Source organism: Martinezella lusitana (genome assembly GCF_016901135.1).
GTDB lineage: Bacteria > Pseudomonadota > Alphaproteobacteria > Rhizobiales > Rhizobiaceae > Rhizobium > Rhizobium lusitanum_D.
This window is the reverse complement of record NZ_JAFEVL010000048.1, coordinates 150,903-172,919: the sequence shown is the minus strand read 5'-3', so window position 1 is coordinate 172,919 and position 22,017 is coordinate 150,903. Positions and strand designations below refer to the sequence as shown.

Here is a 22,017-nt window from a genome sequence, read left to right as displayed (position 1 = left end):
ATTTCCTTCCCACCGTCCTGCCCTTTACGGATCTATGGGATCAGCAGTGTAGTTCCACTTGTTCTTCTTGCCTCCAAATCCGAGTGCGCGCGCCCAGCATCAACAAGCGGATAGGTCTGGTGGATATTGATACGCACTTTGTTGCTTTGCACAACAGCAAATAACGCCCCGGCGCTGGCTCTCAACTCTTCTGGTGTGGAGACATAGGCGAAAAGGCTCGGGCGCGTCGCGAAAAGCGAGCCTTTCTGATTGAGGGTGGCGAGATTGAAATTCTCGATCGGGCTCGAGGATTGGCCGAAGGTCACCCACATGCCGCGCGGCTTCAGGCAATCGAGCGAATAGGGGTATGTGTCCTTGCCGACCGAATCGTAGACGACATCGACCCCCTTGCCGCCGGTGATCTCCCGAACGCGGTCGGCAAAATTCTCCCTGCTATAGTCGATGACGTGGTCGTAACCATGCGCCAGTGCCAGCTCGACCTTTTCCGGCGAACCGGCCGTGCCGATCACAGTGGCGCCCAGCGCCTTCGCCCATTGGCCGGCGATCAGGCCGACGCCGCCGGCGGCTGCGTGAAACAGCAACGTGATGCCAGGGCCGACCTTGAAGGTGCGGTTCAGCAGATATTCGGCCGTCATGCCCTTCAGCATCATCGCTGCCGCCGTTTCGAGCGGGATATCGTCGGACACCTTGACCAGATGGCGGGTATCGATATTGCGCTCGACGCTATAGGCGCCATCGCTGCCGGCATAGGCAACGCGGTCGCCGACTGAGAAATCGGAGACGCCGGCCCCAACCGCGGTGATCGTACCGGCGGCTTCCTTGCCGAGCGGCAGCGGAAAGTATGGCGCCTTGTAAAGCCCGGACCGGAGATAGACGTCTATGAAATTCAGCCCGATCGCGGCATGGCGGATCTGTACTTCTCCGGCGGCGGGCGGTGGGAGATCCACCTCCTCCAGCTTCATGACATCAGGACCGCCGTTTTCATGGATGCGAATGACCTGGATCTTTTTCATGATGCGCAATCCTATTGACGCCCGAGGGACGGAAAAAACTGCAATACGGCACCGATGCAGTAAAGATAGATCCCGCTGATGATAAAGAGGGCGACCGCCCATTGCGGCATGACGAAATGCATCAGCAGCGAATAGACGCCGAGCGCCGACCAGAAGAGGAATATGCCGAGATTGAGCGGCCGCAAGCGTTTGACGCGCACCGGATGCAGGAAATTGATCGGCAGGAAGGTCAAGACGACGGAGACCCCCACCAGGATCATGGCGGTCGTGGCGCTGGCATCGATGACGAAGAGCGTGAAGATTACCATGTTCCAGACGACCGGGAAGCCGGAGAAGAAATACTCTTCCGTCTTCATGCCGGTATCCGCGTAATAGATGGCGCTGGAGACCACGATCATGCCGGCGGCGACAAACGACCAGGGCTCGCCGATCATGCCGCTTTCGTAGAGCGCGAAGGCCGGCAGCAGCACATAGGTCACATAGTCGATAATGTTGTCGAGCGTATCGCCCGACCAATTGGGAAGGACTTCCTTGACCCGGACCTTGCGGGCGATCGGCCCGTCGATGCCATCGACCAGCAGCGCCAAACCAAGCCACCAGAACATATCGACAAAACGATGCTCCGAGGCTGCAACGACGCCAAGAAAGGCGAGAAAAGATCCAGATGCCGTCAATATATGGACGGAGAAAGCACGAATCTCCGCATAAGGCACCCGCTTGTATTTGAAGATTTTCATCCGCCCCGTGACTCGTCTGCTTATGCGCCTGCCCCGGCAGGCGGTTTTTCTCGCTAATATGCATCCTTTGGTCTCTGCCGCCAGCGCAAAAGCGTCTACCCCGTCACGCTAGCGCGACTTCCTGTCATTTTCACCCGTTGCGATGTTTCATCCCATGGATTTCAACAGGCTAAGCGCCTATTTTCAGAACGAGAGGCAATTGAGGCATCGATATGAAGCAGATTGAAGTGGCCGTCATCGGCGGAGGTCTGGCCGGCATGATCACGGCGTACGCGCTTGCGCGCGGCGGAAGATCCGTCGCCTTGGTGGCCGCGCCGCACAACAAGGCCGACAGACGGACGACGGCGCTGATGGATCAATCGATCCGCTTTCTCGAGCGCCTGACGCTATGGGACAAGATCGCGCCCTCGGCGGCTGCATTGACGACCATGCGGATCATCGACGGCACAACGAGGCTGCTGCGGGCGCCGACCGTCTCGTTCCGATCGTCCGAAATCGGCCTCGACGCCTTCGGCTACAATATTCCGAACGCCGTGCTGCTCGGCAGCCTCGGTGACGCCATCGAGGCGGAAGCAAACATCAACCGCATCGAAGCCAGCGCCTCCGACATCACCTTTCGCAACGATGGCTTGACGATTGCGCTCGACAATGGCGATTCGATCGATGCCGCTTTCGTCGTCGGTGCCGACGGACGCAACTCGATGGTTCGCGAGACCTTGGGCATCAAGGTCAAGGGCTGGTCCTATCCGCAATCCGCCATGGTCCTGAACCTTGCGCACTCTCTGCCGCATCAGAACATCTCGACGGAATTCCACACCGAAAGCGGTCCCTTCACGCAGGTGCCCCTGCCCGGCAACCGCTCCAGCCTCGTCTGGGTGCAGAAGCCGGCGGAAGCTGCGGCCAATGCCGAAAAATCGCTCGAGGAACTTGGGCGACTGGTCGAGGAGCGCATGCAATCGATGCTCGGCCGCGTGACGATCGAGGACAATGTCCAGGTCTGGCCGCTCTCCGGCATGACGGCCCATCGTTTCGGCAAGGGCCGCGCCGCCTTGATCGGCGAAGCCGCCCATGTCTTTCCGCCGATCGGGGCTCAGGGCCTGAACCTGAGCCTGCGCGATATACTGGCGCTGTCGGACATCCTTTGCACCCGCGCGGATCAGCCGATCTCCGCATCAGCCGGCGACAATTTCGACCGTAAGCGCCGCGTCGACATCATCAGCCGGACGACGAGCGTCGATCTCCTCAATCGCTCGCTTCTGTCGGATTTCCTGCCCGTGCAGATGCTGCGCTCCGCGGGGCTGCATGTACTTTCCGCCATCGCGCCGCTCCGGAACATCGTCATGCGCGAAGGCATCGAACCGGGCGGCAGCCTGCGCAATTTTCCCTTGATGCTACGGGAAAAGCTGCGCCGGTAAGGCGCCCGATTTTATCAGATAGAGCACCAGCGACACCGTCACCACGGAACAGGCCGTTGTGATCAGGATGGTGGCGGAAGCCCGTTCCTGCCAGACGCCATATTGCTGGCCGATGACAAAGACATTCGTGGCCGTCGGCAAGGCGGCAAGTAGCATCGCTGATTCGATCCATATCGGATCGAACCCACCCACGGCCTGCAGCACGACATAAACGACGAGCGGATGCAGGATGAGTTTCGCAGGCACGATATAGCCGATCTCGACCGGAACCCGCTTCAACGGCCGCAACGCAAGCGTTACGCCCATGGCAAATAGCGCACAGGGTGCAGCCGCTTGCGCCAGATAATTGACAAACCGCTCGAAGGCGACTGGCTGATGGAGCGAAAGCGCTGCCACGGCAAAACCCAGGGCAGTCGACAGGATGAAGGGGTGCAGCAGCACTTTCCGGGCGATATCCCCAGCAAGGCGCCAGACGGAGCGCTTGTCTCCGCCTTCGAGAGCCATCAGGGCCGGCGCGACGATGAAATGCAGCGCGTTTTCGAAGCACACGATCAGCGCGACGGGAACGGCCGCCTTTTCACCCAGCGCCAGAAGCGCTAGGCCCGGCCCCATATAGCCGATATTGCCGTAAGCGCCGGCAAAGGCCTGGATCGTGCTGTCGGCGAGTGAATTGCGCCGCAAAAAACGCCCGACGAGAAACAGCAGGAGAAAGATCGAATAGGTCGCGGCGATATCGGTGGCGATGAAATCGATTCGCGTCAGCTGTTCGATCGGTGTCTGCGAAACGAGCTTGAAGAACAAAGCCGGCAATGCGGCATAGATGATGAACGTATTGAGCCAGCCGAGCGCCTCCGCCGGCTGTTTCGTGATGCGCGCGGCAATGTAACCGATCAGGATCAGGCCGAAGAATGGCAGCAGCAGACCGACAACGTCAGCCATCGGGCATATTCCATTTTGCCGTGGAAAATGAAGGCGAAGGATATCGCCCGACTTAGCCGATTTTCATCAGGATTGGAAAGGTCTGCTGAAACCAGATCGCCATGTCGCTGATATAGCCGAATATGAAGGCGAGCCCGGTCAGCACCAGAAGTCCGCCCATGACTTTCTCGACCGTGCCGAGATGACGCCGGAAGCGGGACAGAAAGCTCATGAAGGCGCCGGAAAAGCCGGCTGCGATCCAGAACGGAATGGCAAGCCCCAGCGAATAGACCGCGAGCAGGCCGGCGCCCGCACCAACCGTCTCGCGAGAGGCGGCAATGCCGAGGATGGCGCCGAGAACCGGGCCGATGCAAGGCGTCCAGCCGAAGGCGAAGGCAAGGCCCATGATATAGGCGCCCGTCAACGTCGCCGGCTTGCCGCTGCCCTGGAAGCGTGCCTCGCGGGCGAGAAGGCCGATGCGGAAAACACCGAGGAAATTCAAGCCCATGATGACGATGATCAGACCGCCGATCTTCGAGAGAAGATCGAGATGCTGACGCAGCAGCAGGCCGATGGATGAAGCGCCGGCGCCGAGTGCGACGAATACGGTGGCGAACCCCAGCGTAAAGAAGAGCGCCGACATCAGCACATTGCCGCGAACACTCGGCCCTGCTGCGACAGCCGATCCCCCGCCGCGAAACTGCTCGACCGAAACACCGGCCATGTAGCAGAGATAGGGCGGCACGAGCGGCAGCACGCAAGGCGAAAGAAACGAAAGCGCCCCGGCAATCAAGGCACTGAAAAGCGAGATATCGGCAAGCGACACGATGGACTCCGGCTATGTCATTTCACCCTCTTCCTAGCTTCGCGAAGGCCTGAAAGCCAATCACCTTTTCGAGGGCGGCGGCTGCAAAACCGCCCGCGCGAAGCAACCGAAATACCGATCTTGCCTCACGAGACAGGCCCACAACAGACGCGACCAATGGCCGCAGAGCAGCCCGACGAACAAATTGCTTTCGCAAAAATATTGGTCCAAGCTGTCGGTGTTCGTCGAACAACGTACGTTCCACCCAAGTTTAGTTAGCGGAGGAAAAGCCCCATGCGAATTGCTACTATGTTCACGACTGCAGCCTTTGCCGCCCTCTTCAGCGTAAGCGCCATGGCACAAACGGCGACACCCAGCACAACGACGACAACCCCCAGCACGACGACCACACCCCCCAGTGCGACGACGTCGACACCCGCCATGAAATCGACGACCAGCACAACCAAGCCAAAGGCGATGAAGCCCGCTCAAACGGCCGTTTCCAAGGCATGTTCGACTCAGGCCGACGCCAAGGGCCTGCACGGAAAGGCACGCGCCAAGTTCCGCAGCGACTGCAAGAAGAACGGCGGCAAGGCGGCGTAGCATCCGAGGTTCTTCTCTCTCAACGGTCAACTTTACCGTTGAAATGATGGTAAAGTTGATCGCTGCGACACGTCAGTCGCTCCTGCCAAATATTCCGAATGAAAATGCGCGCGTATGGCTTTGAAAAGCCGTACGTTTAACGCGGCTCGGTATTGCCTGCTCGTTCCGGAAGAGTAGCGCGTAGCGCCCTTCTCATGGCCATCGTCCATAGCGTCGTTGCCACGGCAATTCGTTTGCGGTCTCTCGGACAGGATCGTCGTGGACGGCGACATGCCAGACACGTTACGAATGATCGCATTCCCCGCGGCGACAGAAACGTTTCGCAATAAACGAGCAAAACCTGGGAAACCTGCTGAAGTTACAACTCATCCCCGTTCGATCGAATAAATGGACGGAGCAGGAAATTGAAAGCAGCCATAAATCCTCCCCCTTCGGAAGAAGCGTCGCAGGCAAGATATCTGGCCGCCTGTCTTTTCGCCCTTGAACCTTCCATCGAGAGCCTTCTTGCAGCGGCCCTGAAATCCGGCTGGAAACGCGAATACGTTCTCTTGGCGATCATCGCCATCGCCATGAATGACGGCAAGGAGACGATACCGCCGAAGCCGCTGCATTCGTAATATGCGGAACTAAATTCCCCATCCCCTCGAGCCTACTTCTCCTTGGGCTTGAGCTCTTTCGTCACCGGATCGATTTTGCCGTCCGCAAGCCTGTTACGGGGATCGGCAACCAACGGTGCCTTGTCGTCCGTGTCCGCCTCCTGTTTTACGCCATGCGCCTTGCTGTGCTGTATCTTCGCAAGAGCCTGCGTATTTTCCTTTCCGCGACGCGGATCGTGGGATTCATCATCTGCCATCGTGTCTCTCCTCTTGTCTCAGTGGGAAACACGACTGACTCGATTAGGTTCCAGAAAACTGGGGCGCTGCCGACGCGCGTTGCGCTCAGGAATGAGTGCAACCAGACTAAATTAGACTGCACAAAAATAATTCTGGCGCACTGAAACTATCCGCAAGACCGCAACGTATATCCGCAAAAGCATGGGACCGGAATCTGCAAAGACAACCGGACACCTTCACCCGTCCCCGGCGACCCGCCCGGCACCGGAGACGGCGGAAACGGTCACCTCTGCACCGTTTCCGCAGCGTTCGGCGGCGCGGAAGCGCAAAGCCCGTCGTCGGACGCGCTTTTTGTGCGGAGAGACCGGCGGCATCGCGAAAATCAAGCGCGCATTCGCGCCAATCGCGCTACGGTCTCTAATTGATGACATTCAATTGAAGTTTGAAAATCCGATGGTGAGAGCGTCGGGGTTCGAACCCGAGACCTACTGATTAAAAGTCAGTTGCTCTACCAGCTGAGCTACGCTCTCCCTCTCCGCGGGCGATTTTTCACCCCGGCTGGAAGTGCGCGGAACATATGCAGACGCCCTATTGCGGTCAACCCATAAAATCGAGGCTATGGCACCCTCAAGGCGCTTTTCCTCATCTCCAGGCGGTCAAAATGCTGCATTCCGCCGCTCGGATTACCCGGACGCCATGTCAAAGCTTGGATTTGAAGCGATGAAGAGGCCGTAACGTCGGAGAATCAGCTCCGACACACCGGAACAATCGTAACAATTACCCTTAATAATCAGGGTTGCGCTCAAGGGATCCAGCAGTTTGCCGTTCGCAATTGTTGGGGGGCGAATCGTTTTTCGTGTATATCAGACAATGTTAACAACCCGTCGGGTCCTCAGGAGGTTCTTTTATGGAAGATGCACACGTCGGTTGGATTGCAGCAATTATCATTGGCGGCCTAGCGGGCTGGTTCGCCGAGATGATCATGAAAAGCAACACAGGCATAATCATGAACATCGTCCTCGGCATCATCGGCGCACTCGTTGCCAGCTGGTTATTTGGCGTGCTCGGTATCCAGCTGCCTTTCCATGTATGGCTGAATTACCTGATCACGGGCTTCATCGGCGCCTGCATCCTGATCTTCATCGGTCGATTGATCAGGAGATAGCGGCGCATCTGGGCGGAACCCGCCCGAATGGGAAGAGGAAGAGGGAAGACGGGATTCCGCCTTCCCTTTTTTGTTGCATTCTGCTGGCGCAACGCCCGCCAAAGACCTTTCCAACTCCATCCGCGACGCTATCTAGCAAAGTGGAACCGAAAAGGAGGTTGGAAGGATGACCGAAGACGCCAATCGGACGCCAACTCGCAAGGTCATACGCGGTCGCCCCTACAGCATCGCTGAATTTGCACGAAAATATCGCCTCGACGACGAGGAGGCAAAACGCCTCTTCTATAAGTTCGGCCCATCGGCCACCGAGCTGGACCTGCTGATGGCCGCCAAGCGGAAGCCGCCAACCTTGTCCTCGGCCATCGAACACTGATGCGATTGCGTCTGCCTCTCCGCCTGAATTCGGCGAGCCGGCGCGACTTGTTGCGCTAGCTGCCGACCCTGATATATCACAATTGGTTGCCTTCGACGACGCGAGGTGACACTGTGTACCATATCGTTTCGGTCGGACGCCTTGCATGCAGAATTCGCTTAGCCACCTCGCCTATCTGGCGCTCGAGTACCAGATCGTGACGCTCGAGCTTAAGCCTGGAGCGCTCGTCACCGAGAAGCAGTTGATCGAGATGGCGGGGCACGGGCGGACGCCGGTGCGCGAGGCGATCCAGAAGCTTGCATGGCAGGGGCTGATCCATGTGCGGCCGCGCGTCGGTCTGCAGATCGCGGAGATTCGTGCCGACGACCATCAGCACGTCATGCAGGTCAGGCGCGAGCTTGAGCCGATCGCCGCCACACTTGCCGCCGTTCATGCAGACGAGCAGCAGCGCGAGCAGCTGCAGGAATGCGCGCGCCTGATGGCCGATTGCGCGGTGACGGGCGACGTGCCCGGCTTCTTCGCGGCAGACAAGACATTCGATGAAATCCTGGAGAACGCCTGCCCGAACAATTTCATCATGGCCGCTCTCGGGCCGGTGCAAACGCACTCGCGGCGGCTCTGGTACTCCGGCGCGACGCCCGATCGCACCGATCATTCGATTGCGCTACATATTCGCGTCATAAAGGCGATTCATGATGGCAACGCCGACGAGGCACACGTGGCCATGGCATCGCTGATCGATTATCTCGGCAGCCTATGAAAAAAGCGGCCCCGTCGCCGAGGCCGCTCTTCCATCTTTGCATGCAAGGCAATCGATCTAGAGCATTTGCGCTTTTCTTCGAACCGCGAAAACGCTCAATCTTTTCGTTTTTCGTATTCCGCACGGAAAACCGCTGCGCACTTTTCCTGGAAATGCTTCAGCCGACGAAGGCACGCTCGATGACGAACTCGGCCGGCTTGCTGTTGGCGCCTTCCGTGAGACCGGCCTTTTCCAGCAGGTCCTTGGTATCCTTCAGCATCGCGGATGAGCCGCAGATCATGCCGCGATCAATGGCGATATCGAGCGCGGGTACGCCCAGATCGGCAAAAAGCTTGCCGTTCTCGATGAGATCGGTGATACGGCCCGTGAAGGGGAAGTCCTCGCGGGTGACGGTCGCGTAGTGGCGCAGCTTGTCACCGACGACTTCGCTCAGGAGCTCGTCGCTGCGGATTTCCTCGACCAGATCGAAGCCATATTTCAGTTCTGCGACATCACGGGTCGTATGGGTGAGGATGACTTCCTCGAACTTTTCATAGGTCTCGGGATCGCGGATCAGGCTCGCGAACGGCGCGATGCCCGTGCCGGTCGAGAACATATAGAGCCGCTTGCCCGGCGTCAGCGCGTCGAGAACCAGCGTGCCCGTCGGCTTCTTGCGCATCAGCACTTCGTCGCCCGGCTTGATATTCTGCAGATGCGACGTCAGCGGGCCGTCCGGCACCTTGATCGAGAAGAACTCGAGCTCGTCGGCCCAGGCCGGGCTTGCGATCGAGTAGGCACGGTAAAGCGGTTTGCCGTCAACCATCAGGCCGATCATCGCGAACTCGCCGGAGCGGAAGCGGAAGCCTTGCGGCCTGGTCATCGTAAAGCGGAAGAGCCGGTCGGTATAATGCGTAACGCTCAGCACCTTCTCGGCGAAAACGCCTGCCGGTACTGCGGAAACAAATTCATCTGTCTTGGCGGGGGCGTTCATTCTGTCTCGGATCCCGTATTCGTCTTACACGTCATTCCTGGCAGGCTCATTGCGCGAGGCTGATATTATAATATAGCCCGAATTGAAAGGTATTCCATTCCGTCCGGCCGCACGCGACTAAAATTTGCATATTCCAGTCAAGATTTCTTCCGGCCGACATTACATGCATCGATAGGCGCAAATACGGCAATCCGACGCTGTCAAATTGCCGCGATCCGCGCGTCGCGACCAATCAGGCCGACTTTGCCGGCAACCGCCGCCAGCTATAGGCCTGCCCGGCTTCGGCACGGCGGACGGTCGGCTGGTAATAATGCGGAATGCCCGGCAGCCGGTTTTCCGCCAGCCGCTTCAATGCGGTTTCATTGGTGACGGCGAAACTGTCGATGCCGACGCGCAACATCAACGGAATCTGGTCGATCAGCACGTCGCCGACGGCGCGCAGTTCACGGGTATAGCCAAGGCGCTCGCGAAGCAGCGAGGCATGGCTGAAGGCGCGGCCATCGTTGAAGGCCGGAAAGGCAACTGCAACGATCTCAAGGCGATCGAGATAGGGCTGCAGCTTCGTCACATCGTCGGCCGGCTTGATCACCACGCCGAGGCCGACATCGTTGCTCTCTTCAGCCTTGGCGATCAGGGCATCGAGGCTAAGCAGCGGCTTCTGGCTCTCCGTCGCCTTGACCTCCTCGGTTTCGATAACCCAGGGATCGTTTTCGACAAAACCGGTTTCCCGCCAAATCTTCGTCATGCTCATATCTCCTTACGCCGCTTCGGCCGCAGCCGAGGACGAGCCATAGAGCGCTACCTTGAAGGGCTGCGGTCCGACGCGCCTGTAGGCATCGAGGAAAATCTCTGTGGGGTCGAGGCGCAAGCCGAGATAGGTGTCGACGATCGTCTCGATGGCATCGGTCACCTTGTTCGGCTCAAATCCACGGCCAATGATTTCGCCGATCGACGTGTGTTCGTCACCGGAGCCGCCGAGCGTGATCTGGTAGAGTTCCGCACCCTTCTTCTCGACACCCAGCAAGCCGATATGGCCGACATGGTGATGACCACAAGCATTGATGCAGCCGGAGATCTTGATCTTCAGCTCACCGATCTCGGCCTGGCGCTCGGCCGAACCGAAACGCGTGGAGATTTCCTGCGCGAGCGGAATCGAGCGGGCATTGGCGAGCGCGCAATAATCGAGCCCGGGACAGGCAATGATGTCAGTGATCAGGCCGGCATTTGCCGTTTCCAGGCCGATAGCGACGAGACCGCGATAAACAGCTTCGAGATCGGCCAAGGCCACATGCGGCAGGATGAGGTTCTGCTCATGGCTGACGCGGATTTCGTCGAAAGCGTAGTCCTCGGCGATATCGGCGACCGCATCCATCTGCGTATCCGAAGCATCGCCCGGAATGCCGCCGATCGGCTTCAGCGAGATCGTTACCATGCCGTAATCGGGATTCTTGTGCGGCTGCACGTTCTGCTGCACCCAGCGTGCAAAGTCCGGATCGGTCTTCTTCCAGCGGGCGAGGCTTTCCCAGCCTTCGGCCCGTTCCGGCAGCGCCGGCGGTGCGAAATAGGCGGAGATAGCCTGAACGTCGGCTTCCGGCAGCTTCAGCTCGGTGTCTTTGAGCTTGTCGAATTCGACCTCGACCTGGCGCGCCAGTTCTTCCGCACCGGTTTCATGCACGAGGATCTTGATACGCGCCTTGTACTTGTTGTCGCGGCGGCCATGCAGATTGTAAACACGCATGATGGCGGTCGTGTAGGACAGCAGGTCTTCTTCCGGCAGGAAGTCGCGGATCAGCTTGGCAATCATCGGCGTGCGCCCCTGACCGCCGCCGACATAGACGGCAAAGCCGATCTCGCCCTTGTCGTTCTTCTTCAGGTGCAAGCCGATGTCATGCACCTGGATTGCGGCTCGGTCGCGCTCGGCGCCGGTGACGGCAATCTTGAACTTGCGCGGCAGGAAGGAGAATTCCGGATGCACGGATGACCATTGACGCAGGATTTCGGCATAGGGGCGCGGGTCGGCGACTTCGTCGGCCGCAGCGCCGGCGAAATGATCCGCCGTGACGTTGCGAATGCAATTACCCGAAGTCTGGATGGCATGCATCTCGACGGAGGCCAGTTCGGCGAGGACATCAGGCATATCAGAGAGCTTCGGCCAGTTGAACTGCAGGTTCTGGCGCGTGGTGAAGTGGCCGTAGCCACGGTCATAGGTGCGCGCGATATGGGCGAGCATGCGCATCTGGCGCGAGCTCAGCGTGCCATAGGGAATGGCGATGCGCAGCATATAGGCATGCAGCTGCAGATAGACGCCGTTCATCAGGCGCAACGGCTTGAAGGCATCCTCCGAGAGCTCGCCCGCAAGGCGCCGCTCCACCTGATCGCGGAACTGTGCAACGCGCTCCGCGACAAAGGCGTGGTCAAATTCGTCGTAACGATACATGATTTCCTCGGGACTTCCTCAGACTGCAATGAATTCCGGATCGGCGGCGGCATAGCCGGGCGCGTACTCCATGGTGGGGCCTTCGGCGCGAATACGTTCGCGCAGACGCAGCGGCCAGAGCTTGCCGCCGGTTTCCTGAACGTCGATCAGGTTGACATCGACGACCTTGTTGTCGGCATAGGCCTGCTTGCCGATGGCTTCAAGTGCCGCTTCCGCTTCGGCATGGCGCGCGACCAGCGCCTCCTGCAGCGATGTCACCCACTCACCATTCGCGTTCAGCCAAACGGCGACGCCATCGGTGAGCCGGTTTGCGGTCAGAACCTTGTCGACCATATCTCAGCTCCTTGCATAGTCTTGAACAGCGGTCTCGCGTCGGACCAGCGGTTCGGATTGTTCGAAATTCGCACCGGCGACTGCTTCGCCGATGATGACCATGACCGGACCGCTCAGCTCATCGCGATGCTCGAGGTCAGGCAGATCCTTCAAGGTGCCGTGCATCAGGCGACGATCGCGGCGGCTCGCATTCTCGATGACGGCGACGGTGGTTTCTGCCGGAAGCCCGGCCTCCATCAGGCGGCCAGCGACGGAGGCGGCGACCGTACGACCCATATAAACGGCGATGGTCGCGCCGGAAATGGCGAGGCTCGCCCAGTCCGGCAGGACATCGCCAGTAAGGTCATGGCCTGTCGTGAAGACCAGCGACGAGGCAACGCCGCGCAGCGTGAGCGGCAGCTCGAAATCGGCGGCGGCGGCAAAGGCGGAGGTGATGCCGGGAACGATCTCGTAGCCGATACCGGCGCCGCGCAACGCGGCCATTTCCTCGCCCGCGCGACCATAAACCAAGGGATCGCCGGATTTCAGCCGCACGACACGCTTGCCTTCGCGGCCAAGCTGCACCAGCAGATCGTTGATCTCTTCCTGCGATTTGGTGTGGCAGCCCTTGCGCTTGCCGACGGACAGGCGCTCGGCATCGCGGCGGCCCATATCGACGATCGCCTGCGGCACGAGGGCATCGTAGACGATGACGTCGGCTTCCATCATCACGCGCTGCGCGCGCAGCGTCAGCAGGTCCTCGGCGCCAGGGCCTGCGCCGACCAGCCAGACACGACCTTCGACTTCGCACGACGACTGCAGCAGGCTGTCGGCTGCCTGCTCGGCCTGCTTGACATGACCGGCATTGACGGCATCGGCAACGGAGCCGGAAAAAAAGCGGCGCCAGAAGACACGGCGTGCGACGCCGCGCGGCACGAGGCGATCGACCGGCTTGCGATATCGCGTCGCCAGTTCCGCCAGCTTGCCGAGCGAGGGTGATAGCATCTGATCGATCTGCGCGCGGATCATCTGCGCCAGCACCGGGCCAGCACCTTCCGTGCCGATGGCCACAGCGACCGGAGCCCGGTTGACCAATGCCGGCGTATAGAAATCGCAGTAATCGGGCTGATCGACAGCGTTCGCCGGAATTCTCTCGGCACGCGCAGCGTCGACGATGGCGCGATCGGCCTCAGCATCGCCGGTCGCGGCAAAAACCAGGGTGGCACCCTTCACCTGATCGGCCGAAAACTCGTCGCGCACGGTCGCGATACGGTTGGCAATCAGGAAGGAATGATAGTCGGCCTCGGGCGTCTGCGCATAGGCGACGATCTTCGCCTGGGTGTTCATCAGCAGCCGGACCTTGGCGAAAGCATCGTCACCATTGCCGAAGACAGCCGCAGTCCTTCCTTCCACGCGGAAGAAGGCGGGAAACACCGAAAGCTGTTCAGTCCTGGGAGGCATCGTCATTCCAATTCGAGATTTGCCGAATATCGCCCCTACGGCCAAGAGATTGAAGAAACAGAAATTCTAATGCCTTGGCGAGTCCGTATTCTTTTGCTCGACATGACAGGGATTTGAGCAAAACTCACCAGACGAGAAATTTGCGATAAATACAGGAAATCTATAGACTTTTATGATTGATCGGCGCCTACGGCAGTTTTATTGCCTGTGGCAAACCCTGTCCATACGTCATTTGCGCATTCCGCCGGATCGGCAATCCCGCTAGACTGGACGAAATTTTTCGGAGCATCTCCTTGTCGGACAACACCATTGCAGCCCGCCTTCTCGACGTCGTGGAGCACGATATCCTGCCGCTGACGCGAGAGGGTGTTGCTGCCGGCAACAAGGTCTTCGGCGCCGCCATCCTGCGCAAATCCGACCTTTCGCTTGTGATCGCCGAGACGAACAACGAACTGGAAAATCCGCTCTGGCATGGCGAAGTTCATGCCCTTACGCGCTTCTACGAACTCGGCGAGAAGCCTGCGACCAAGGAGCTGATCTTCCTGTCGACTCATGAACCCTGCACCATGTGCATGTCGGCGATCACCTGGGCCGGCTTCGACAACTACTACTACTTCTTCAGCCACGAGGATTCCCGGGACGCCTTCGCGATCCCGCATGACCTGAAGATCCTCAAGGAGGTCTTCGGTCTGGAGCCGGGCGGGTATCGCCGGCACAACGCCTTCTGGAACAGCTTTGCCATCGCCGACCTGGTTGAGACGGAAGCGGATCCACGAAAAGCGCAGCTGAAGGGGCAGACGGCGCGCATCAAGCAAGCCTATGCTGGATTGTCCGACAATTATCAGGCTTCCAAGAGCGACAACGACATTCCCCTCAATTAATCCTGCAGGACCCGAGACCACGATGGAAGCGTCGCGAGACATAAGCAGCCTGATCGATATCATGGCGGCACTGCGAAATCCCGAAAGCGGCTGCCCCTGGGATATCGTCCAGACCTTCGAAACCATCAAGCCCTACACGATCGAGGAAGCCTTTGAGGTTGCCGATGCGATCGAGCGCAAGGATATGGACGATCTCTGCGACGAGCTCGGCGACCTGCTGCTGCAGGTCGTCTTCCATGCCCGCATGGCCGAGGAGGCCGGCGCATTTGCCTTCGGCGATGTCGTGCATGCCATCACCCGTAAAATGATCCGCCGCCATCCGCATGTCTTCGCAGTATCCGATGCCAATACGGAGGATGCGGTCACGCTGCAATGGGATCGGATCAAGGCCGAAGAAAAGCGCGAGCGCGCCGAACGCCGCGCCAGAAACGGCATGACTGAGGATTTCAAAGCAGGTTTCCTGGGCTCGGTACAGCGGACGTTCCCAGCCCTGACGGAAGCCCTGAAATTGCAGGAGCGCGCCGCCCATGTCGGCTTCGACTGGTCGGCGCCGGAGCCGATACTCGACAAGATCGAGGAGGAGATCGGCGAGTTGCGTGCCGCACTTGCAAGCGGTGACAAGGCCAAGGTCAGCGACGAACTCGGCGACCTGATCTTTGCCGTCGTCAACATCGGCCGGCACGTGAAAACCGATCCGGAACAGGCACTGCGCGGCACGAACACCAAGTTCCGCCGCCGTTTCCATCATATCGAGACGACGCTTGCAGCCGAAGGCGAGACACTGGAAGGCGCGTCGCTGGAGCGAATGGAAGAGATCTGGCAGGCGGCAAAGGCCATCGAACGGCAGCTCGGCGGCGCGGAACAGGCGTAACCTAGCCTATTCCCAATCCTCGCGTTGCGGCTTCGGTCCATTGCCGACGCGCCGCTCCAATTCCACCGACTCGGACTCCGTAAGGCGAACGTCGAGCGTCACCGTGCCGTCCTCATTGTCCGCGCGGCTATCGACGATGGCGTGACTGTAGAGCCAGGGCAGCAGCGCCAACTTTTCCACCGGTAGCGTGATCGTCGTCTCCGTCAGCACACCGGAAAGGCGCCGGCTGATTTCGTCCATCAGACGATCGACGCCCTCGCCGTTTTTCGCCGAGACGGCGATGACGTTTTCGGCAGTCGATGCCTTCTGCAGGATGGCGTCATGCGCCTCCGGCTCCAGGCGATCGATCTTGTTCCAGACTTCGAGGATGCGCTCGGCGCCTTCGGCCTCGCCGATGCCGAGATCCCCGAGGATGCGCATGACATCCGCACTCTGGACCTGATTGTCGTCATCCGAGAGATCGCGCACATGCAGGATTAAATCGGCTTCCAGAACCTCTTCCAGCGTCGCGCGGAAGGCGGCCACCAGATGGGTCGGCAGGTCGGAGATAAAGCCGACGGTGTCGGAGAGAATGACAGTGCGGCCATGCGGCAGCTTCATGCGGCGCAGCGTCGGATCAAGTGTCGCAAACAGCATGTCCTCGGCCAAAACGCCGGCACCGGTAATGCGGTTGAACAGCGTCGACTTGCCGGCGTTGGTGTAACCGACCAGCGCGACGATTGGATGCGGCACCTTCCGGCGCTTAGCGCGATGTAGCTGGCGGGTGCGCACCACCTGTTCAAGCTCGCGCTCCAGCCGGATAATCCGCTCCTGCAGCTGGCGCCGGTCGGCTTCGATCTGGGTTTCGCCGGGGCCGCCCATGAAGCCGGCACCGCCGCGCTGGCGTTCAAGGTGGGTCCAGCTTCGAACCAACCGGCCCTTCTGATAGTTCAGATGCGCAAGTTCGACCTGCAGCGTGCCTTCCTTGGTGGAAGCGCGGCGGCCGAAGATTTCGAGGATGAGGCCGGTACGGTCGATGACCTTGGCGTTCCATGCCCTTTCGAGATTGCGCTGCTGCACTGGCGTCAACGGATGATCGACGATGACAAGCCCGGCATTGAATTCATCGAGCAGCGCGAGGATTTCCTCTATCTTGCCGGTGCCAAGCAAAGTCGCCGGCCTGGGATCGTTGATCGGAACGATGGAACCGTTGACCACCTCGAGATCGATTGCCAGGGCAAGACCCTTGGCCTCTTCCAGCCGGCTCTCGGGCGGACGCGAAATCGAGATGGCGCCGTCAGCCTGAGCAGAGCGCGACGCGCGAGCCTGCTTCAGCACAGGCACGACCACGACAGCCCGCATGTCATCCCGGTGCTTTACGGACTCCGGAATGAGGGAATCGTTTTTGGTATCGCGTGTCGTGATAGTGGAAAATCCCAGTTAGGATGCGGCTTCTTCGCTCTCGAACATCTGCATCGGCTGACCCGGCATGATCGTCGAGATCGCATGCTTGTAGACGAGCTGCGAATGGCCATCACGGCGGAGCAGGACGCAGAAATTGTCGAATGAGGTAACGACACCTGTCAGCTTCACGCCGTTAATCAAGAAAATTGTCAGTGAGATCTTTTGCTTGCGAACAGTATTGAGAAATAAGTCCTGCAAGTTTTGAGAACGTTCCGCCATCGCGCCGCTTCTTTCTTTTTTGCCGACCTAAGCCGGTGACATGTCATGATATAGAGAGGTCCCGGACAGGAGATACCCTCATTTTCTCCTCCCAGCGAATGTTGGTATCAAATCGCAGTCTTTTCCGCAACGTCGAAAAAGGCTTCACGAATTTTCTGTGACATGCTGCCCGGATGGCCGTTGGCAATCGTTTCCCCATCGATCGAAACGACCGGAAAACATATGCTTGTCGCCGCCGTGATGAACACTTCGCGGGCCGCCATCATCTCCTCCACCGAGAAGAAACGCTCGATAATCGTCACTCCGAGCTTGGCTGCAACATCCATCAGAGTCGTGCGCGTAATGCCGCGCAGAATGCCGTGCTCGGCTGGGCGCGTGACGAGATTTCCGTCGTGATCGACGATCCAGACGTTGGTAGCCGCCCCCTCCTTCACCATGCCGTTATGGTCGATATAGATCGCCTCCTGCGCCCCTGCCTCCTTTGCCTGCTGGCGGGCCAGAGCGTTCGGCAAGAGGCCGACCGACTTTATATCGACCCGGTCCCAGCGATTGTCGCGGACGGTGATCGCCTTGATGCCGTTGGCGTTCTTCTTGGCGATGAGGGATTGATCGGTACTCTTGGCGGTGACGACGATGGAAGAAGGCGTGCCGTCGGCCGGAAAAACATGATCGCGCCGGGCAACGCCGCGTGTGATCTGCAGGTAGAACAGGCCGTTGCGGACGTGGTTGCGGCGCAAGGTCTCGCGAATCACGAGGATCAGCGCCGCACGCGTCATGGGCCAGGCGATGCGCAGCTCGCTCAGCGAACGGTTGAGGCGATCGAGATGGCGCGTCAGATCGACGATCAGGCCATGACGAACCTCACAAACTTCATAGACGCCATCGGCGAACTGATAGCCGCGATCCTCGATATGCACCACGGCATCGCTATGCTGGACGTACCGACCGTTCACATAAGCTATTCTTGGCATAGGAATTCCGGACTATGGGAGCGTTGCGCCAGGGGTCAGACACCCAGCGATTTCAGCTTGCGATGCAGCGCAGAGCGCTCCATGCCGACGAATTCCGCCGTGCGGGAGATATTGCCGCCGAAACGGTTGATCTGCGCGATCAGGTAGTCGCGCTCGAACATCTCGCGGGCCTCGCGCAGCGGCAGCGTCATGATGTGATAGTCATTCTTGGCGGATACCTTCGGCAGCATGTCGCCGAGATCGGTCGGCAGCATTTCGGCGGTGATCGGCGTATCGGCTCCATCGGTGCGCGCCAGAATCATCAGCCGCTCGATATTGTTGCGCAGCTGGCGGATATTGCCGGGCCAGTCGTGCGCCTGCAGCACCGCCATGGCGTCATCGCCGATCCGTCGCGGGCGGATACCGGCCTGCTCGGAAATCTGCCGCATCAACTGATCGACGAGGAAGGTTATATCCTCACGCCGCTCGGCAAGCGCCGGAACGCGCACCGGCACGACAGCCAGGCGATGATAAAGGTCTTCGCGGAACAGGCCCTCGGCAATCCGGCTTTCGAGATTATAGGCCGTGGACGAGATGATGCGCACATCCACCTTCACCCGCTTCGAGCCGCCGACGCGCTCGAACTGTTGATCGACCAGCACGCGCAGGATCTTGTTCTGCGTCTCGCGCGGCATTTCGCCGACTTCATCGAGATAGAGGATGCCGCGATGCGCCTCTTCCAGAGCGCCGATCTTGCGCGCCTGCCCCGGAGAGCCTTCCGTGCCGAAGAGGGCGATTTCCATCCGCTCCGGCGTGATCGTCGCCGCGTTCAACGCCACGAAAGGACCGCCGGAGCGTGCCGACTTCTTGTGGATCATGCGGGCCACGAGTTCCTTGCCGGAACCGGAGGGGCCGAAGATCATCACGCGGCTGTTGGTCGGCGCCACCTTGTCGATGGTCTGGCGAAGCTGCGAGACGGCGACCGAGGTGCCGATGAGCTCGACAGCATCGCCCGTGCGGCGCTTCAACTCCGAGACTTCGCGCTTCAGCTTGGAGTTTTCCAGCGCGCGTTCCGCGATCAGGATCAGGCGATCGGCCTTGAACGGCTTTTCAATGAAGTCGAACGCGCCTCGCTTGATGGCGGACACGGCCGTCTCGATATTGCCGTGGCCGGAGATCATGACGATGGGCAGATCGGGATGGCGCGCCTTGATCTCATCCAGCAATGCCAGACCGTCGAGCTTGCTGCCCTGCATCCAGATATCGAGGAAGATCAGTCGCGGCGCTCGATCGGAGATCGCCGCGAGCGCACTGTCGCTGTCATGCGCGGTGCGGGTTTCGTGGCCCTCATCCGAAAGAATTCCCGAAACGATTTCGCGAATATCTTCCTCGTCGTCGACTACGAGAATATCAGATGCCATAAACACTTTCCTTGTCACTTGCTGTCTGGGCGACGGCGGCCTGCTCACGGCGTGGCAGATGCACGCGGATCATGGCCCCTTTGCCCTGGTCGAATTCGGCGGGAGCGTCGTGGAGTTCGATCTGCCCACCATGGTCTTCAATGATCTTCTTGACGATCGCGAGCCCAAGGCCAGTGCCCTTCTCACGCATCGTCATATACGGTTCGAGAATGCTGTGCCGGTTCTCCACCGGCAGGCCACGGCCATTGTCGATGACATCGACGGTAAAGCGATCGCGCTCCGGATCCAGAGAGGCACGCACCAGGATCTTCGGCTGCTCGCGCGCTTCGTCGCTCGGCACGCCCTCGATCGCCTCAACGGCGTTTTTGATAAGATTGCCGAAGGCCTGGCCGAGCATTCGCGTATCGAACATGCCTTCCAGCCGCTCATCGCCCAATTCACGCTCGAATTTGACGTGGCTGTTGCCCATTTCGCGCAGGAACACCGCATCGCGCAGAACGTCGCGCAGGTCGCTCGGCTCCATCGTCGGTTTGGGCATGCGGGCAAAGGAAGAGAACTCGTCGACCATGCGGCCGATATCGCCGACCTGCCGGATGATCGTATCCGTGCACTGATCGAAAACCGGACGATCGGCCTCGGCGATATTCTTTCCGAAACGGCGGCGAATGCGCTCGGCGGAGAGCTGGATCGGCGTCAGCGGATTCTTGATCTCGTGGGCAATGCGACGCGCCACGTCAGCCCAGGCGGTCGACCGTTGCGCTATGACCAGATCGGTGATGTCGTCGAGTGTAATGACATAGGATTCGTTCGCGTCGCGCGATTCCTCTCGCGTCACCTGGACGCTCAGCGTGCGCACCGTCCCACCCCTCACGAGGCTGATCTGCTTGCGGAAGTCACTGCGATGGCGCGTCGTTGCCTCGGTCACGACCTGATCGACCTCCGGGGCAATTTCTACCAGGCTCCTGCCGACCAATTCATCGCTCGTCAGCGTCAGCAGATCTTCAGCCGAGGTGTTGACGATGGTGATGCGACGGTCGTGCTCGACGCCGATCACGGCCGCCGTCACGCCCGACAATACGGCCTCAATGAAGCGGCGGCGGTCGTCCACCTCATCCTTGGCTTCGAGGATCTCGTCGCGCTGGGTGCGGATTTCAGAGATCATCTTGTTGAAGGTGCGCGACAGGCTGCCGACGTCACCATCGGCCGAACGCACTGGAACCAGCACGTTCATATTGCCCGAAGCGACGTTATCAGCAGCGCTGATCAAGAGGCGGATCGGCCGCACGATACGGTCGGCGATCGCAATGGCGGTCCAGATGGCAGCCAAAAGCACAATGAGAGCAAAGCCGATGTAGAGAACGGCAAAAGCGACCTGCAGGGACATACGCCCCTCTTCCATCGCCTTGTATTCGGCGGTGTTGTCTTCCACCATGCGCATCGCGTTCATGACGCGCGGATCGACGGCCCGCACGGTATAAAGGAACGAGCCGGGAATCTCATCGAGCTTGATGACCGCGCCGACGAGGTTCGTGACACCGGGCGGAATGAGTGTCGGCTGGCCGTTAGCCGAGGAATCGAGCGCATCCTTCGGAATTGCCGGCAGCGGACGCTCGGTCTTGATTTCGGCCTGGACGATGGCGCTGCCGTCGCGACGCACGAGGAAGGCGCCGAGCAAGCCGCGGCCTCGAGCCTGACGGGTCATCAGATCGGCAAAGCCGGTGCGATCCAGACTGTAGAGCGAACGGTTGCGCTCCAGGTCATTCGCCATCGAGACGGTCTGCCCCTGCAAATAGCTCGCATTTTCCATCAGATAGGCTTGCGCCACATTCTGCGACGAGCTGATGATCTGCTGGGTGCGTACCCCGAACCAGCGGTCAAGACCGACATTGAGCGTCAAACTGGCCACGATGGCGACGAGAATGGCCGGCGTGATCGCCACGATCGAAAAGAGGGCGACGATACGGATGTGGAGGCGAGCCGCAGCACGACCGCGGCTGCGTGCCTTTACCAGACGCGCAACCTCCCGCGCGATCAGCGCAATCAACCCCAGAACAAACATGCCGTTGATTACAACCGACGTGAAGACGACGGAGGAGGTTGGGGCTACGGGTGTCAGTCCGAGAAGCATCAACAGGGTCGCAATCGCACACAGCAGCGCGCCGCCGGCCAAGATCAGGCCAGGTAGAGCGAAGGAGGCACGACGGTCCGTTACTCTGACAACCGCCTCGTCGCTCGCCGCCGGCGACACCTCGTCCTGCATCATTCCCATCATCTCCACGCCCAAGCGACGGTCGGCGCCCTGGTCAATTCACGCTGCCGCCGTTTTCGGCATCAGCGTGAGCGACAGGCAGAGGCGGGAACTGTCGTCCGGTCTCGCCTAAAAGCGAAACCCTTACTTCAAGTCATCTTTGCAATAGACTGAAAAATCAG

General features: G+C 59.7%; 23 protein-coding genes and 1 tRNA gene. 8 read left to right on the top strand and 16 right to left on the bottom strand.

Going from position 1 to position 22,017, the window contains the following annotated elements:
• Positions 1 to 32: 32 nt before the first annotated feature.
• Both JTP94_RS21670 and pcsA read right to left on the bottom strand, forming a co-directional pair.
• Positions 33 to 1,013, bottom strand: coding sequence for a quinone oxidoreductase (locus JTP94_RS21670; protein ID WP_204852527.1), 981 nt, complete (start codon positions 1,011 to 1,013; stop codon positions 33 to 35).
• A gap of 11 nt (positions 1,014 to 1,024) precedes the next feature.
• The gene (gene pcsA / locus JTP94_RS21665) at positions 1,025 to 1,750 is read right to left on the bottom strand and encodes a phosphatidylcholine synthase (RefSeq protein WP_204852526.1); all 726 of its coding nucleotides are present in this window, start codon (positions 1,748 to 1,750) and stop codon (positions 1,025 to 1,027) included.
• A 212-nt stretch (positions 1,751 to 1,962) separates the two neighbouring features.
• On the opposite strand from pcsA, the gene JTP94_RS21660 reads away from it, so the two are divergent.
• Positions 1,963 to 3,165, top strand: a complete 1,203-nt coding sequence (locus JTP94_RS21660) for a UbiH/UbiF family hydroxylase (protein WP_204852525.1) — start codon at positions 1,963 to 1,965, stop codon at positions 3,163 to 3,165.
• Here the strand turns inward: JTP94_RS21660 and JTP94_RS21655 are convergent.
• Together JTP94_RS21655 and JTP94_RS21650 are read right to left on the bottom strand one after the other, a co-directional pair.
• A complete protein-coding gene (locus JTP94_RS21655; RefSeq protein ID WP_204852524.1) occupies positions 3,142 to 4,104 on the bottom strand; it encodes an AEC family transporter in 963 nt (320 codons plus the stop codon). The two genes, JTP94_RS21660 and JTP94_RS21655, sit on opposite strands and share 24 nt — an antisense overlap.
• 52 nt (positions 4,105 to 4,156) lie before the next feature.
• Positions 4,157 to 4,909, bottom strand: coding sequence for a cytochrome c biogenesis CcdA family protein (locus tag JTP94_RS21650; RefSeq protein WP_204852523.1), 753 nt, complete (start codon positions 4,907 to 4,909; stop codon positions 4,157 to 4,159).
• Positions 4,910 to 5,182: 273 nt separating this feature from the next.
• On the opposite strand from JTP94_RS21650, the gene JTP94_RS21645 reads away from it, so the two are divergent.
• Together JTP94_RS21645 and JTP94_RS21640 are read left to right on the top strand one after the other, a co-directional pair.
• On the top strand, positions 5,183 to 5,491 hold the full coding sequence (locus JTP94_RS21645; protein WP_246755174.1) for a PsiF family protein: 309 nt from the start codon (positions 5,183 to 5,185) through the stop codon (positions 5,489 to 5,491).
• A 404-nt stretch (positions 5,492 to 5,895) separates the two neighbouring features.
• Entirely contained in the window at positions 5,896 to 6,108 is a 213-nt protein-coding gene (locus JTP94_RS21640; RefSeq protein WP_204852522.1) for a hypothetical protein, read from the top strand.
• 32 nt (positions 6,109 to 6,140) lie between these two features.
• On the opposite strand, the gene JTP94_RS21635 is transcribed toward JTP94_RS21640, so the two are convergent.
• Positions 6,141 to 6,344, bottom strand: a complete 204-nt coding sequence (locus JTP94_RS21635; protein ID WP_204852521.1) for a hypothetical protein — start codon at positions 6,342 to 6,344, stop codon at positions 6,141 to 6,143.
• Positions 6,345 to 6,778: 434 nt separating this feature from the next.
• Positions 6,779 to 6,854, bottom strand: a tRNA-Lys gene (locus JTP94_RS21630).
• Positions 6,855 to 7,231: 377 nt separating this feature from the next.
• On the opposite strand from JTP94_RS21630, the gene JTP94_RS21625 reads away from it, so the two are divergent.
• The 3 genes from JTP94_RS21625 (at position 7,232) to JTP94_RS21615 (ending at position 8,622) form a co-directional block, all read left to right on the top strand.
• The gene (locus JTP94_RS21625) at positions 7,232 to 7,489 is read left to right on the top strand and encodes a GlsB/YeaQ/YmgE family stress response membrane protein (protein ID WP_204852520.1); all 258 of its coding nucleotides are present in this window, start codon (positions 7,232 to 7,234) and stop codon (positions 7,487 to 7,489) included.
• Between the two features lie 166 nt (positions 7,490 to 7,655).
• Positions 7,656 to 7,862 carry a hypothetical protein gene (locus JTP94_RS21620; RefSeq protein WP_204852519.1) on the top strand — a complete coding sequence of 69 codons (207 nt, stop codon included), beginning with the start codon at positions 7,656 to 7,658 and terminating at the stop codon, positions 7,860 to 7,862.
• Between the two features lie 145 nt (positions 7,863 to 8,007).
• Positions 8,008 to 8,622: a GntR family transcriptional regulator gene (locus JTP94_RS21615; protein ID WP_204852518.1), complete on the top strand. Its 615-nt coding sequence runs from the start codon at positions 8,008 to 8,010 to the stop codon at positions 8,620 to 8,622.
• Positions 8,623 to 8,779: 157 nt separating this feature from the next.
• On the opposite strand, the gene JTP94_RS21610 is transcribed toward JTP94_RS21615, so the two are convergent.
• The 5 genes from JTP94_RS21610 to cysG form a co-directional block, all read right to left on the bottom strand.
• Positions 8,780 to 9,592, bottom strand: a complete 813-nt coding sequence (locus tag JTP94_RS21610; RefSeq protein WP_204852517.1) for a ferredoxin--NADP reductase — start codon at positions 9,590 to 9,592, stop codon at positions 8,780 to 8,782.
• Positions 9,593 to 9,824: 232 nt separating this feature from the next.
• Complete coding sequence (locus JTP94_RS21605) at positions 9,825 to 10,337, bottom strand: DUF934 domain-containing protein (RefSeq protein WP_204852516.1); 513 nt, start codon at positions 10,335 to 10,337, stop codon at positions 9,825 to 9,827.
• Positions 10,338 to 10,349: 12 nt separating this feature from the next.
• Positions 10,350 to 12,029 (bottom strand): nitrite/sulfite reductase, encoded by a 1,680-nt coding sequence (locus JTP94_RS21600; protein ID WP_204852515.1) that lies wholly within the window; start codon positions 12,027 to 12,029, stop codon positions 10,350 to 10,352.
• Positions 12,030 to 12,047: 18 nt separating this feature from the next.
• The gene (locus tag JTP94_RS21595) at positions 12,048 to 12,362 is read right to left on the bottom strand and encodes a DUF2849 domain-containing protein (protein ID WP_034505099.1); all 315 of its coding nucleotides are present in this window, start codon (positions 12,360 to 12,362) and stop codon (positions 12,048 to 12,050) included.
• Positions 12,363 to 12,365: 3 nt separating this feature from the next.
• Positions 12,366 to 13,808 carry a siroheme synthase CysG gene (cysG, locus tag JTP94_RS21590; protein ID WP_246755164.1) on the bottom strand — a complete coding sequence of 481 codons (1,443 nt, stop codon included), beginning with the start codon at positions 13,806 to 13,808 and terminating at the stop codon, positions 12,366 to 12,368.
• A 287-nt stretch (positions 13,809 to 14,095) separates the two neighbouring features.
• Between cysG and JTP94_RS21585 the strand changes: the two genes are divergently transcribed.
• The gene (locus JTP94_RS21585) at positions 14,096 to 14,683 is read left to right on the top strand and encodes a deaminase (protein ID WP_204852513.1); all 588 of its coding nucleotides are present in this window, start codon (positions 14,096 to 14,098) and stop codon (positions 14,681 to 14,683) included.
• Positions 14,684 to 14,705: 22 nt separating this feature from the next.
• The gene (gene mazG / locus JTP94_RS21580) at positions 14,706 to 15,554 is read left to right on the top strand and encodes a nucleoside triphosphate pyrophosphohydrolase (protein WP_204852512.1); all 849 of its coding nucleotides are present in this window, start codon (positions 14,706 to 14,708) and stop codon (positions 15,552 to 15,554) included.
• A gap of 6 nt (positions 15,555 to 15,560) precedes the next feature.
• Here mazG and hflX read toward each other — a convergent pair whose 3' ends face one another.
• The 5 genes from hflX to JTP94_RS21555 all read right to left on the bottom strand — a co-directional run bounded on the left by hflX (position 15,561) and on the right by JTP94_RS21555 (position 21,850).
• Entirely contained in the window at positions 15,561 to 16,895 is a 1,335-nt protein-coding gene (gene hflX / locus JTP94_RS21575; RefSeq protein ID WP_204852511.1) for a GTPase HflX, read from the bottom strand.
• 78 nt (positions 16,896 to 16,973) lie between these two features.
• Positions 16,974 to 17,216, bottom strand: a complete 243-nt coding sequence (gene hfq / locus JTP94_RS21570) for an RNA chaperone Hfq (RefSeq protein WP_003539403.1) — start codon at positions 17,214 to 17,216, stop codon at positions 16,974 to 16,976.
• Positions 17,217 to 17,323: 107 nt separating this feature from the next.
• A complete protein-coding gene (locus JTP94_RS21565) occupies positions 17,324 to 18,187 on the bottom strand; it encodes a D-amino-acid transaminase (RefSeq protein WP_204852510.1) in 864 nt (287 codons plus the stop codon).
• 35 nt (positions 18,188 to 18,222) lie between these two features.
• The gene (locus tag JTP94_RS21560) at positions 18,223 to 19,587 is read right to left on the bottom strand and encodes a sigma-54 dependent transcriptional regulator (RefSeq protein WP_204852509.1); all 1,365 of its coding nucleotides are present in this window, start codon (positions 19,585 to 19,587) and stop codon (positions 18,223 to 18,225) included.
• Positions 19,577 to 21,850 (bottom strand): PAS domain-containing sensor histidine kinase, encoded by a 2,274-nt coding sequence (locus JTP94_RS21555; RefSeq protein WP_204852508.1) that lies wholly within the window; start codon positions 21,848 to 21,850, stop codon positions 19,577 to 19,579. Before JTP94_RS21555 ends, JTP94_RS21560 begins: the two co-directional genes overlap by 11 nt.
• Between the last annotated feature and the right edge of the window lie 167 nt (positions 21,851 to 22,017).

What these genes read in the sequence shown, in the direction of transcription:
- JTP94_RS21625 (WP_204852520.1), top strand. Translation starts at nt 7,232, where the DNA reads ATGGAAGATGCACACGTCGGTTGGATTGCAGCAATTATCATTGGCGGC.
- JTP94_RS21655 (WP_204852524.1), bottom strand. Translation starts at nt 4,104, where the DNA reads ATGGCTGACGTTGTCGGTCTGCTGCTGCCATTCTTCGGCCTGATCCTG.
- JTP94_RS21615 (WP_204852518.1), top strand. Translation starts at nt 8,008, where the DNA reads ATGCAGAATTCGCTTAGCCACCTCGCCTATCTGGCGCTCGAGTACCAG.
- mazG (WP_204852512.1), top strand. Translation starts at nt 14,706, where the DNA reads ATGGAAGCGTCGCGAGACATAAGCAGCCTGATCGATATCATGGCGGCA.
- JTP94_RS21645 (WP_246755174.1), top strand. Translation starts at nt 5,183, where the DNA reads ATGCGAATTGCTACTATGTTCACGACTGCAGCCTTTGCCGCCCTCTTC.
- hflX (WP_204852511.1), bottom strand. Translation starts at nt 16,895, where the DNA reads ATGCGGGCTGTCGTGGTCGTGCCTGTGCTGAAGCAGGCTCGCGCGTCG.
- pcsA (WP_204852526.1), bottom strand. Translation starts at nt 1,750, where the DNA reads ATGAAAATCTTCAAATACAAGCGGGTGCCTTATGCGGAGATTCGTGCT.
- cysG (WP_246755164.1), bottom strand. Translation starts at nt 13,808, where the DNA reads ATGACGATGCCTCCCAGGACTGAACAGCTTTCGGTGTTTCCCGCCTTC.
- JTP94_RS21610 (WP_204852517.1), bottom strand. Translation starts at nt 9,592, where the DNA reads ATGAACGCCCCCGCCAAGACAGATGAATTTGTTTCCGCAGTACCGGCA.
- JTP94_RS21565 (WP_204852510.1), bottom strand. Translation starts at nt 18,187, where the DNA reads ATGCCAAGAATAGCTTATGTGAACGGTCGGTACGTCCAGCATAGCGAT.
- JTP94_RS21660 (WP_204852525.1), top strand. Translation starts at nt 1,963, where the DNA reads ATGAAGCAGATTGAAGTGGCCGTCATCGGCGGAGGTCTGGCCGGCATG.
- JTP94_RS21560 (WP_204852509.1), bottom strand. Translation starts at nt 19,587, where the DNA reads ATGGCATCTGATATTCTCGTAGTCGACGACGAGGAAGATATTCGCGAA.
- JTP94_RS21620 (WP_204852519.1), top strand. Translation starts at nt 7,656, where the DNA reads ATGACCGAAGACGCCAATCGGACGCCAACTCGCAAGGTCATACGCGGT.
- JTP94_RS21670 (WP_204852527.1), bottom strand. Translation starts at nt 1,013, where the DNA reads ATGAAAAAGATCCAGGTCATTCGCATCCATGAAAACGGCGGTCCTGAT.
- JTP94_RS21635 (WP_204852521.1), bottom strand. Translation starts at nt 6,344, where the DNA reads ATGGCAGATGATGAATCCCACGATCCGCGTCGCGGAAAGGAAAATACG.
- JTP94_RS21605 (WP_204852516.1), bottom strand. Translation starts at nt 10,337, where the DNA reads ATGACGAAGATTTGGCGGGAAACCGGTTTTGTCGAAAACGATCCCTGG.
- JTP94_RS21600 (WP_204852515.1), bottom strand. Translation starts at nt 12,029, where the DNA reads ATGTATCGTTACGACGAATTTGACCACGCCTTTGTCGCGGAGCGCGTT.
- JTP94_RS21555 (WP_204852508.1), bottom strand. Translation starts at nt 21,850, where the DNA reads ATGATGCAGGACGAGGTGTCGCCGGCGGCGAGCGACGAGGCGGTTGTC.
- hfq (WP_003539403.1), bottom strand. Translation starts at nt 17,216, where the DNA reads ATGGCGGAACGTTCTCAAAACTTGCAGGACTTATTTCTCAATACTGTT.
- JTP94_RS21595 (WP_034505099.1), bottom strand. Translation starts at nt 12,362, where the DNA reads ATGGTCGACAAGGTTCTGACCGCAAACCGGCTCACCGATGGCGTCGCC.